The 11650-nt window shown below is 67.7% G+C and carries 9 protein-coding genes; 8 read left to right on the forward strand and 1 reads right to left on the reverse strand.

The annotated features are described in order from the left end of the window. Nucleotides 1-22 precede the first annotated feature (22 nt). Nucleotides 23-904: a bifunctional DNA-formamidopyrimidine glycosylase/DNA-(apurinic or apyrimidinic site) lyase gene (gene mutM, locus QX135_RS01580; protein ID WP_316161313.1), complete on the reverse strand. Its 882-nt coding sequence runs from the start codon at nucleotides 902-904 to the stop codon at nucleotides 23-25. 105 nt (nucleotides 905-1009) lie between these two features. Here mutM and ubiE point away from each other — a divergent pair, with 105 nt between their 5' ends. The 8 genes from ubiE to QX135_RS01620 all read left to right on the forward strand — a co-directional run bounded on the left by ubiE (nucleotide 1010) and on the right by QX135_RS01620 (nucleotide 11184). Continuing rightward, nucleotides 1010-1771 carry a bifunctional demethylmenaquinone methyltransferase/2-methoxy-6-polyprenyl-1,4-benzoquinol methylase UbiE gene (ubiE, locus tag QX135_RS01585; RefSeq protein ID WP_316177846.1) on the forward strand — a complete coding sequence of 254 codons (762 nt, stop codon included), beginning with the start codon at nucleotides 1010-1012 and terminating at the stop codon, nucleotides 1769-1771. Further along, complete coding sequence (ubiB, locus tag QX135_RS01590) at nucleotides 1768-3342, forward strand: 2-polyprenylphenol 6-hydroxylase (protein WP_315758143.1); 1575 nt, start codon at nucleotides 1768-1770, stop codon at nucleotides 3340-3342. The genes ubiE and ubiB overlap by 4 nt, the downstream gene beginning before the upstream one ends. A 202-nt stretch (nucleotides 3343-3544) precedes the next feature. Next, nucleotides 3545-4972, forward strand: coding sequence for a bifunctional phosphopantothenoylcysteine decarboxylase/phosphopantothenate--cysteine ligase CoaBC (gene coaBC, locus QX135_RS01595; RefSeq protein ID WP_316233911.1), 1428 nt, complete (start codon nucleotides 3545-3547; stop codon nucleotides 4970-4972). Continuing rightward, nucleotides 4969-5427: a dUTP diphosphatase gene (gene dut / locus QX135_RS01600; RefSeq protein WP_316233912.1), complete on the forward strand. Its 459-nt coding sequence runs from the start codon at nucleotides 4969-4971 to the stop codon at nucleotides 5425-5427. Before coaBC ends, dut begins: the two co-directional genes overlap by 4 nt. Before the next feature lie 189 nt (nucleotides 5428-5616). Beyond that, nucleotides 5617-8124: a sensor histidine kinase gene (locus QX135_RS01605; RefSeq protein ID WP_316233913.1), complete on the forward strand. Its 2508-nt coding sequence runs from the start codon at nucleotides 5617-5619 to the stop codon at nucleotides 8122-8124. Continuing rightward, nucleotides 8121-9650 (forward strand): tRNA (adenosine(37)-N6)-threonylcarbamoyltransferase complex ATPase subunit type 1 TsaE, encoded by a 1530-nt coding sequence (tsaE, locus tag QX135_RS01610; RefSeq protein WP_316233914.1) that lies wholly within the window; start codon nucleotides 8121-8123, stop codon nucleotides 9648-9650. Before QX135_RS01605 ends, tsaE begins: the two co-directional genes overlap by 4 nt. 349 nt (nucleotides 9651-9999) lie before the next feature. Continuing rightward, nucleotides 10000-10305 carry a PilZ domain-containing protein gene (locus QX135_RS01615; RefSeq protein WP_008963143.1) on the forward strand — a complete coding sequence of 102 codons (306 nt, stop codon included), beginning with the start codon at nucleotides 10000-10002 and terminating at the stop codon, nucleotides 10303-10305. A 156-nt stretch (nucleotides 10306-10461) separates the two neighbouring features. Then, nucleotides 10462-11184, forward strand: a complete 723-nt coding sequence (locus QX135_RS01620) for a nucleotidyltransferase family protein (RefSeq protein WP_315778422.1) — start codon at nucleotides 10462-10464, stop codon at nucleotides 11182-11184. Nucleotides 11185-11650: the final 466 nt, after the last annotated feature.

Here is an 11650-nt window from a genome sequence, read left to right on the forward strand (position 1 = left end):
TGCCGGCTCGTCGGCTGCGACATCACTTCTGGCACTTCGGACACCAGAAGGTCGAGCGTCCGTTCTGCACGAAACGCTTCACCACGCCGCTGCAGCCATCCGTCCGGCACGGCTCGCCTTCGCGGTCATAGACCTGGAACGAATGCTGGAAATAGCCGAGCTCGCCTGATGTCTGGCGGTGATCGCGCAGCGATGAGCCACCGGCGCGGATCGCCTCGTTGAGCACGGTGTAGATCGCTTCCACCAGACGCCTGGCGTGATCCGTGGGCTCGCCCTTCTTCGTGGCGAGCGTCGCCGCCAGCCGCCGCGGCGACAGGTGCGCGCGGAACAGCGCCTCGCAGACATAGATGTTGCCGAGCCCGGCGACGACGCGCTGGTCGAGCAGCGCCGCCTTGAGGCTGGTCTTCTTGTTGGCGCAGGCGTGCGCCAGCATCGCCGCATCGAATTCATTGCCGAGCGGCTCGGGTCCGAGACCCTTGAGATGCGGCTCGGCCTCGAGCTCGCCGCGGGCGATGATCTTCATGAAGCCGAAGCGGCGCGGATCGTTGAATACGATGTCGGCACCTGACGACATGTGAAACACGACATGGTCGTGCACGCTGTCCTTGCCGCGCGGAGTGTGAAACTCGCCGGGCGTCTCCTCGTGCTCCGGCTTGATCACCCGGAACGAGCCGGACATGCCGAGATGCATCAGGAGCACGTCCCCGGAGCCGAGATCGGCCAGCAGATATTTGGCACGCCGGCCGAGACCCCTGACGGTCTGGCCCTGCAGGCGCTTCGCAAAATCGGGCTGGAACGGAAACCGCAGGTCGCCACGCCGGGCCTCGGCTTTGACGATGACCGCGCCTTCCATGACCGGCTGCAGCCCGCGCCGGACGGTCTCGACTTCGGGCAGCTCAGGCATTCCTGTTCATTTCACCTTTTGCATCCGCGACCATTCACCTTGTCCGGCTGACGTGATAGCGCCTTGGCCGCATCGGCGCTATGGTGCTGTATCGGAGTAAGGGTGATGGATCAGCCGGACCAAACCACTCATTTCGGCTTCAGGGATGTGCCTCTGGGCGAGAAGCAGACGCTGGTGAACGACGTGTTTCACAGCGTGGCCTCGCGCTATGACCTGATGAACGACCTGATGTCGGGCGGACTGCACCGCGTCTGGAAGGACATCATGATCAACACGCTCAACCCGCCGAAGAGCGATGCGCCGTTCGCGCTGCTCGACGTCGCCGGCGGCACCGGCGACATCTCCTTCCGCGCCGCCAGGAAGGCCGGCTCAGGCTTCCATGCCACCGTCTGCGACATCAATGGCGACATGCTCGAGGTCGGCCGCCAGCGCGCGCTGAAGCAGGCTCTCGAGGACAAGGTCTCGTTCGTCGAGGGCAATGCCGAGAAGCTCGCCTTCCCCGACCGCTCCTTCGACGCCTATACGATCGCGTTCGGCATCCGCAACGTGCCGCAGATCGAGTTGGCGCTCGCAGAAGCCCATCGCGTGCTCAAGCATGGCGGCCGCTTCCTGTGCCTGGAGTTCTCGACCGTCGAGGTCCCCGGGCTCGACAAGCTCTACGACCTGTTCTCCTTCAACGTGATCCCGCAGCTCGGCCACGCCGTCACCGGCGATGCCGAGTCCTACCGCTACCTCGTCGAATCGATCCGCCAGTTTCCGCGCCCCAGCGCCTTCGCCGAGATGATCTCGGCGGCCGGCTTCTCCCGCGTGTCCTGGCAGACTCTCTCCGGCGGCATCGTCGCGCTCCATTCCGGCTGGCGTTTGTGATCTCCGCACTCACTCATATTACGCGGCTCGCCCGGGCCGCCTTCGTGTTCGCGCGCGAGGGCGTGTTCGGCGCTGTCGATCCGAGCCTGGCGCCGCCGCCGGGCCAGCTCGCGCTCAAGCTGGCCCGGTTGGTCGAGCGCCCCGGCGCCAAGTCCGGACCAAGATTGTCGCGGGCGCTGGAGCGCATGGGCCCGGCCTATCTCAAGCTCGGCCAGTTCCTGGCGACGCGGCCCGACGTCGTCGGCGTCATCATGGCGCGCGATCTCGAATCGCTGCAGGACCGGCTGCCGCCATTCCCGCAGGCCGAGGCCGAGGCGGTCATCGCCACCGCCCTCGAACGTCCGATCAGCCAGCTGTTCACGCATCTCGGCCCGCCGGTCGCCGCCGCCTCGATCGCGCAGGTGCATCGCGGCGAGGTCGAACACGACGGCATTCGTCGTCCGGTCGCGGTGAAGGTGCTTCGGCCCAACGTCGCCGCGCGCTTCCGCCGCGACCTCTCCGATTTCTTCTTCGTCGCCGAAAAGGCCGAGGCGCATTCGTCGGAAGCGCGGCGGCTGCGGCTGGTCGAGGTCATCAACACGATGTCGCGCTCGGTCGCGATGGAGATGGACCTTCGCCTGGAGGCCGCCGCGCTCTCGGAGATGGCGGAAAACATCAAGGACGATCCGGACTTCCGCGTGCCCGCGGTCGACTGGGATCGCACCGCCAACACCGTGCTGACGATGGAGTGGATCGACGGCATCGCGCTGAACGATCACGCCCGACTCGCGGAGGCCAATGTCGATCTGCCCGACGTCGGCCGCAAGGTGATCCAGAGCTTTCTGCGCCACGCCCTGCGCGACGGCTTCTTTCACGCCGACATGCATCCGGGCAACCTGTTCCTGGACCAGCAGGGCCGGCTGGTCGCGGTCGATTTCGGCATCATGGGCCGGCTCGGCATGAAGGAGCGGCGCTTCCTGGCCGAAATCCTGCTCGGCTTCATCACCCGCGACTATCGCCGCGTCGCCGAGGTGCATTTCGAGGCCGGCTACGTGCCGCCGCATCATTCGGTGGAGAATTTCGCACAAGCCATCCGCGCCATCGGCGAGCCGATCCACAACCGCACGGCCGAAGAAATCTCGATGGCCAAGCTGCTGACCCTGCTGCTCGAGGTCACCGGCCTGTTCGACATGCGCACCCGACCCGAGCTGATCCTGCTGCAGAAGACCATGGTGGTGGTCGAGGGCGTCGCGCGCGGCTTCGATCCCAAGCTCGACATCTGGAAGGTCGCCGATCCCGTGGTGCGCGAATGGATCGAGCGTAATCTCGGCCCGCTCGGCCGCATCGAAGGCGCCGTGTCCGGCGTCGGCGACCTAGTCCGGCTCAGCGCGACCCTGCCCGTGCTCGCCGCCCGCGCCGCCGCCGTGCTGGAGCACATGGAGACCATGACCCGCGACGGCCTGCGCCTGTCGCCGGAAACCATCGCCGCCATGGGCCGCACCGAAGGCAAGAAGAGCCGCTGGCGCGCCATCGCGCTGTGGGTCATCGCGCTGACCTTCATCGGCATTCTGTTCGCGGTGCTCAGGTTGTGACGAAGATGTAGGTGGGCAAAGGCGCAGCCGTACCGTTTCCGCGTGCGAGATCGCAGTGGCGCCGTGCCCACCGTCCTACCGATGCATGCGCATCGACGGTGGGCACGCTGCCGCCCGCGGCGGCCGCTTTGCCCACCCTGATTGCACTGCTGTCATTTTCTGCTAGCATCGCACTCACAACGACAATGCTGGGGAGGCGGTCATGGCGAGCCTGACCATCCGCAAGCTGGACGACTCTCTCAAAACTTATCTGCGACTGCGCTCGGCGCAGAACGGGCGCTCGGTCGAGGAGGAAGTCCGGGTCATCCTGCGCGCGCTGATCGAGCCTGTCGATCCGTCCGAGCCGCCAATGGCGCCGCCAGCTCCAGCCAACCCGTCTGCCCCGCTCGTCCCCCAGCCCGGCCAGGTGCGCGAAGCCCGCGTCACCCTGATCATCGGCGGCGGCATCGCCGCCTACAAATCGCTCGACCTGATCCGGCGGCTGAAGGAGCGCCACATCCACGTCCGCTGCGTGCTGACCAAGGCGGCAACGCAATTCGTGACCGAGCTCGCCGCATCGGCGCTGTCGGGAGATCGTGTCTTCACCGATCTGTTCGACGCGCGCAGCGAGTTCGACGTCGGCCATATCCGGCTCGCGCGCGACTGCGACCTGATCGTGGTGGCACCGGCGACCGCCGACCTGATGTCAAAGATGGCGCACGGCGCCGCCGACGACCTCGCCAGCGCCATCCTGCTCGCCGCGAGCCGGCCGATCCTGCTGGCGCCGGCGATGAACCCGATGATGTGGAGCAACCCGGCGACGCGCCGCAACGCCGCGACCCTGCAGCGCGACGGCGTCCAGATGATCGGCCCCAACGCCGGCGAGATGGCGGAGAAGGGCGAGGCCGGTGTCGGCCGCATGGCCGAGCCGACCGAGATTGCGGACGCCGTCGTCGCCATGCTCAAGCCGCCGACGCCGCGCCCGCTCGCCGGCCGCCGCGTGCTGATCACCGCGGGCCCGACCCACGAGCCGATCGACCCGGTGCGCTACATCGCCAACCGCTCCTCCGGCAAGCAGGGCTTTGCTATCGCCGCCGCCGCGCAGGCCGCCGGCGCCGACGTGCGGCTGATCGCAGGACCGGTGGAGCTTGCCGACCCCAAGGGCGTCAGCGTCACCCACGTCGAATCGGCGCGGCAGATGCTCGACGCCGTCGAGGCCGAGCTGCCCGCCGACGTCGCGATCTTCGCCGCGGCGGTGGCCGACTGGCGCGTCGCCAATGAGGGCGGCCAGAAGCTGAAGAAGACCGACAAGGCGATCCCGCCGCTGACGCTGGTCGAGAACCCCGACATCCTCGCCACGATCTCGAAGCTGAAGGAGAAGCGGCCGGGACTCGTGATCGGCTTCGCCGCCGAGACCGAGCGCCTGATCGACAACGCGAAGGCAAAGTTCGCGCGCAAGGGCTGCGACTGGATCGTCGCCAACGACGTCTCGCCTTCGACCGGCGTGATGGGCGGCGACCGCAACACCGTGCATCTCTTGACGAGGGATGCCGATGGCGTCCATGTCGCGTCGTGGCCGATCATGACCAAGGACGAGGTCGCGACTGCGCTCGTCGCCGAGATCGCCAGAACCATGGGGCCCGTTGCGTGACACAGACGATAGCGATCGACGTGCAGATCCTGCCGCATGGCGAGGGACTGCCGCTGCCGGCCTATCAGACCGCACATGCCGCGGGGCTCGATCTGCTCGCCGCCGTTCCGCCCGATGCGCCGCTCGTCCTTGGGTCAGGCAGCCATGCGATGGTGCCGACGGGACTGTCGATCGCGCTGCCCGACGGCTACGAGGCCCAGGTGCGGCCGCGTTCGGGGCTTGCTGCGCGGCATGGCGTCACGGTGCTGAACGCACCGGGCACGGTGGACGCGGACTACCGCGGCGAGATCTGCGTGCTGCTGATCAACCACGGCAACGAACCGTTTACGATTCGCCGCGGCGAGCGCGTCGCACAGATGGTGATCGCCTCCGTCGTACGCGCCGAGCTCAGCCTCGCGACAACCTTGCCGACCACCGCGCGCGGCAGCGGCGGCTTCGGCTCGACGGGCCGTTGAACTACGGGCTTGCCACTGTTCCGACTCGAAAGAGTCGATCGGCGGACGCATTTTCCTCAGGCGCAACCATCGTTCACGGTCTGGACTCTTACCGCTGGAGTCCCGAAGCGGTTATGGTTGATTGATTCGTGAGACGGCGCGGGCGACGCGATCGGCGCCGCCCGAAACTTCGTGCGGTTTGGGGCAAATATGTCGGGCGTGATCGTGGTGATGCGTCGGACGCTGCTGTCGTGCACGTCACTCGCGCGCAAGGGCCTGATGGGTCTCGCTGCGACTGCGCTTGCGCCGGCGACGCCGGGCTTCGCAGGCGGTGGCGTGCCGGCGGATGCGATCACGACGCTGTTCGAGCTGAGCCGTCCTGATGTCGCCGAGGTGACGGCGATGCTGGCGCTGCTCGGCTTCTCCGTCGTCGCCGCGGTCGCGCTGGTGCGCACGCGTCTGGCGGCCGGCCGGAAGGAAGCGCGGCTGCGCGCCGACATCGCCGAGCTGCAATTGCAGGCCGATCGCTACCGCGCGCTGCTGTTCGCCGAGCCGCAGATCCTGATCGCCTGGCCGGCCGGCGGCCACCGCCCGCAGATCTCCGGCGACACCGCGATGCTGGTCCCGCAGGATCAGCCGCAGCGCATTCTCGCCTTCGGAACCTGGCTGCCGCCGGAGCCCGCGCTGCAGCTCGACCGCGCCGTCGACGCGCTGCGCGAGGCGGGCGAGGGATTCATGCTCAATCTCACCACCTCGCACGGCCATGCCATCGAGGCGATGGGCCGCGCCATCGGCGGCCAGGCCATCGTGCGCATCCGCGAATTGTCCGGTCTGCGCCGCGAGCTCGCCGAGACGCAGCTCCGCTTCAAGGCGCTCGGCGAGGAGACGGAGTCGCTGCGCGCGCTGGCATCGGCGCTGCCGTGGCCGATCTGGGCACGGCAGGCCAATGGCGCCCTCGCTTACGTCAACGCCGCCTATGCCCGTGCCGCCGATGCCCGCGACGTGCCGGACGCGATCGGTCGCAACATCGAGCTGCTCGACTCCGCCGACCGTACCGACCTGCAGCGCGCGCTCGGCGCCAACGGCCGTTTCGAGGGCCGGCTGCCGATCGTGACCGGCGGCGAGCGCCGCATGTATGACGTGCGCGCCTTCATGCTGGGCCACGGCAGCGCCGGCGTCGCCATCGACGCCAGCGAGGCGGCGGCGCTGGATGCGGCCGTGGTGCGGATGCGGGAAGCACACCGGCGCACGCTCGATCAGTTGTCCTCGGGCGTAGCCGTGTTCGACGGCCAGCGCCGGCTCGCCTTCTACAACGACTCCTATCGCCGGCTGTGGGGTCTCGATCCCGCCTTCCTGGACAGCCAGCCGGACGACTCGTCGGTGCTCGACCGTCTGCGCGCCGCACGCAAGCTGCCCGAGCAGGCCGACTTCCGGGCCTGGAAGGCCAAGCTTCACGAGGCCTATCGCGCCGTCGAGGCCGCCAAGGACACCTGGTTCCTGCCCGACGGCCGCGCTTTATCGGTCGTCACCACGCCGAACCCGGAAGGCGGCGTCACCTATCTGTTCGACGACGTCACCGAGAGCTTCGCGCTTGCCCGCCGCTTCGACGGCCTGATCCGGGTCCAGCGCGAGACGCTCGACAGCCTCGCCGAAGGCGTCGCGGTGTTCGGCTCGAACGGCCGGGTCGAGCTGTTCAATCCGGCCTTCGCCAAGATGTGGCGGCTGTCGCCGGATCAGCTGCGCGAGCATCCGCATATCGACACCGTGGAATCCTGGTGCCATCAGCTCTATGACGACGCGGTCGCCTGGCGCACTATCCGCGAGGCCATCACGTCGATCGAGAACCGGCTCGACGTTGCGCTGAAGCTCGAGCGCAAGGACGGCAGCGTGCTCGACTGCATGAGCCGGCCGCTGCCCGACGGCGCGACCATGCTCACCTTCCAGGACATCACCGACACCGAGAATGTCGAACGGGCGCTGCGCGAGAGCAACGAGGCGCTCGAAGCCGCCGGCCAGATGAAGATCGACTTCGTCCACCACGTGTCCTACGAGCTGCGCGCGCCGCTGACGACGATCATCGGCTTCGCGCATTTCCTGTCCGATCCGTCGACCGGGCCGCTGACGCCGAAGCAGGCCGAGTATCTCGACTACGTCACCAAATCCACCAACGCGCTGCTGGCGCTGACCAACAACATTCTCGACCTCGCCACCATCGATGCCGGCGCCATGAAGCTCGAGCTCGGGCCGGTCGATGCCGCCAAGGCGATCGAGGCCGCGGCCGAAGGCGTGCAGGACCGGCTCGCCACGGATCGCATCCGATTGACGATCGCGGTGGACCCCGATGTCGGCTCCTTCGTCGGCGACGAGCGCCGCGTCGTTCAGGTCCTCTACAATCTGCTCGCCAATGCCGTCGGCTTCTCGCCGCCGGATTCGAGCGTCGCCGTCAGCGCCCGCCGCACCGATCACAGCGTCATCTTCGCGGTCACCGATTCCGGCCCCGGCATTCCGCCCGAGGTGAAGGACAAGGTGTTCGAATGGTTCGAGAGCCATTCGCAGGGCTCGCGCCATCGCGGCGCCGGGCTCGGCCTGTCGCTGGTGCGCTCCTTCGTCGAGCTGCATGGCGGCAGGGTGCGGATGGATTCGGTGGTCGGCAAGGGCACCACGGTCACCTGTGACTTCCCGACCGACCACGTCGCGCAACGCAACGCCGCGGAATGACGGACCAGCTGACATTCACCACCGCGCTGGCGGACGAGACCGCCACCGCCGCCCTGATGGCCGATCTCGCGCTGCTGATCGGCCCGGGTGCGCTGATCACGCTCACCGGCGATCTCGGCGCCGGCAAGACCGCGGCGGCGCGAGCGATGATCCGGTACCTCGCCGGCGACGACGAGCTGGAGGTGCCGAGTCCGACCTTTACTCTGGCGCAGAGCTACGACCTGCCGAGCTTCCCGCTGGTGCATGCCGATCTCTATCGCATCAGCGATGCATCGGAGCTCGAGGAGATCGGCCTGTCGCCGCTGCCGGAGGCGACCGTCGTGCTGATCGAATGGCCGGAGCGCGCCGGCGGCACTCTCCCGCTGGACCGCGTCGACATCGCGCTGCGCCACGATCCATCGCAGGGCGACACCGCGCGCAGCGCCGAGATCACCGGCAGCGGCAAGGCGGCCGCGGTGGTTGCACGGCTGAAAGCCCTGCGCGAATTCCTCGCCGAGGCCGGGCACGCCAGATCGCGCCGCGAGCACATGGCCGGCGACGCCTCGACCCGCTCCTATGCGCGGCTCCACAAGGGCGAGCGCGTCTACATCCTGATGAACTCGCCGAAGCGGCCCGACGGCCCGGCGATCTACAACGGCAAGCCCTATAGCGGCGCCGTGCATCTCGCCGAGGACGTTCGCCCGTTCGTCGCGATCGCCGCCGCCTTGCGCGGACGCGGCATCTCGGCGCCGAAGATCAACGACGCCGATCTCGGCCACGGCTTTCTCGTCACCGAGGATCTCGGACGCGAGGGCGTGATCGAGGGCGACCCGCCACGGCCGGTCGTGGAGCGCTACGAGGCCGCAGTCGATGTTCTCGCGTCGCTGCATGGGCAGGACGTGCCCGCCGTGCTGCCGCTGGCGCCGCAGGTGACCTACAAGGTCCCGACCTTCGACATCGACGCGATGCTGATCGAGATCGGCCTGATGCTCGAATGGTACCTGCCCGACCGTGGCGTGGAGCTGTCGCAGGTGCTGCGCGCCGAATTCCTGGAAAAATGGCGCGAGTTGCTGGAGGCGCCGCTCGCGGCCAAGCCGACCTGGGTGATCCGCGACTATCATTCGCCGAACCTGCTGTGGCTGCCGTCGCGCGAAGGCATCGCGCGCGTGGGCGTGATCGACTTCCAGGACGCGGTGATGGGCCCGCCGGCTTACGACGTGGTCTCCCTGGCGCAGGACGCCCGGATCGACGTGTCGGCGGAGATCGAGCAGGCGCTCCGAGAGCGCTACATCGCCGCACGCCAAGCTGCGCCGACGGACTTCGACGCCGACGAATTCGGCACGCACTATGCAATCATGTCCGCCCAGCGCAACACCCGCCTGCTGGGCACCTTCGCCCGCCTCAACCGCCGTGACGGCAAGCCGCACTACCTCAAGCACCAGCCTCGCATCTGGGACTATCTCCACCGCGCGCTGGCGCACGCGGCGCTGGAGCCGCTACGCGATTGGTACGCGGCGAATGTGCCGCCACCGGCTGGCGTAGCTTGAGGCACCCTCTCACGGCACCGACGGTGCGCTCCCCTCCCCCTTGCGGGGAGGGGTCAGGGTGGGGGTCTCCGGGCGAGACTCAAAGTGACGAGCGCAGACCTCTAGCCATCAGCGGCAATCATGACCGCCGGCGGCTGTCAGCTGCCGGTCCGAGTAAACCAACAAATTCAGCATCCGTGGCCCCCCCCACCCCCAACCCCTCCCCGCAAGGGGGAGGGGAGCGGACCGCCGTTGTGGGAAGAGGACGCGCCAAAACCACCCACCCGCGTCGCTTTACCGGTTCTTAGCCATCCCCCCTTACCTTGCGCCCGCGGCGCCGGTTGCGCGCCGCGCATGAATGGAGGTTGCGATGGCAGAGCGGATGAAGGGCGAACGCGTCGTCTTCGAGCGCGGCATCCCGGCTTTCATGATGGGCATCGACGGCACCTGGCGGCGCAACTGCACCATTGAGGACGTCTCGGAGACCGGGGCGAAGCTGACGGTCGAGGGCTCGGTCGAAGGCCTGCACCTGAAGGAGTTCTTCCTGCTGTTGTCGTCGACCGGCTTGGCCTACCGGCGCTGCGAGCTGGCCTGGGTCAATGGCGACCAGATCGGCGTCACCTTCCTGAAGCAGGGCAAGAAGAAGACCAACAAGCGCGCCACAGCGGAGGCCTGACGGCGTACCGGGAGACACGTGCGGCATCCTGCATCGGGACGACGGCGCCGCCGTCGCACATTCGTCATCGCGCCGGGCTATCGCAACCGACCGAGACGATAGATGTTTTTGCGTGGTATGATTCGTGCGTACCACCTTTGATCGAGATTGCCTGAGATGCCCGTCAAGCCGCACAAAGCCATGGTCCTCGCCGCCGGTCTCGGATTGCGCATGCGCCCACTGACGGAGACGATGCCCAAACCGCTGGTGCGCGTCGCCGGCCGCCCGCTGCTCGACCATGTGCTCGACCGCCTCGCCGAAGCCGGGGTCACCGAAGCCGTCGTCAATGTCCACTATCTCGCCGACCAGATCATCGCGCACACGGCCGCGCGCAGCACGCCCCGCGTGATCATCTCCGACGAGCGCGACCAGGTGCTCGGCACCGGCGGCGGCGTCGTCAAGGCGCTGCCGCTGCTCGGCCACGAGCCGTTCTTCCACGTCAACTCCGACACGATGTGGATCGAGGGCGTGCGCCAGAACCTCTCGCGTCTCGCCGACGCGTTCGATCCGGAGCGCATGGACATCATGCTGCTGATGGCGCCGACCGCGACCTCGATCGGCTACGCGGGTCAAGGCGACTACGCGATGCTCGCCGACGGTACCTTGCGCAAGCGCCGGGAGCATCAGGTGGTGCCGTTCGTCTATGCGGGAGCGGCCATCATCTCGCCCGCGATCTTCGATGGCGCGCCGTCGGGCGAGTTCTCGCTGACGAAGATGTTCGACAAGGCGAACGAGCAGGACCGCCTGTTCGGCCTCCGCCTCGAAGGCGTGTGGATGCATGTCGGCACGCCGGCCGCGGTGGCGGAAGCGGAAGAGGCTCTGATGGAGAGTGCGGCGTAGCGGACTGCCCGACGGGCGAATCAAGTCGGTGCATTGCGCGATTTGCTCCGCCTCGTCGGCGCCGACCCTGCGCTGGGATCACTCAAATCATCTGCGTCGAGAAACGATTTTCGTCCGCACATTCAATCTGATCTCGCTCGTCGCATCCGACGCGCACAAAATTCTTCTTTCGCTTTTACAGAATTCATGTTCTCTGATGCGCATCCCGCCTCGTTGCGAGGGGCGTATCGCGATCGTCACGAACGTTGAGCGCGGGATGCGATGGCCTGTCAGGACCGCAGCGTGCTTTCGGGTACGCGGACGAACGGTTCGGGCAGGACGGCGAAATCGTAAGGTCCCGGCATCCCGATGCTGATGCCAAGCTCGCGCCGCTGCTGACGCCGCGCGCGGGCGACGGTGGCTACAAGCCGGCACACCGAGGAGAGGACGTATAAGCCGTAACACCGTCGCGCAGGGAAGGCCGGGT

Source organism: Bradyrhizobium sp. SZCCHNR1098 (genome assembly GCF_032489375.1).
Taxonomy (GTDB): domain Bacteria; phylum Pseudomonadota; class Alphaproteobacteria; order Rhizobiales; family Xanthobacteraceae; genus Bradyrhizobium.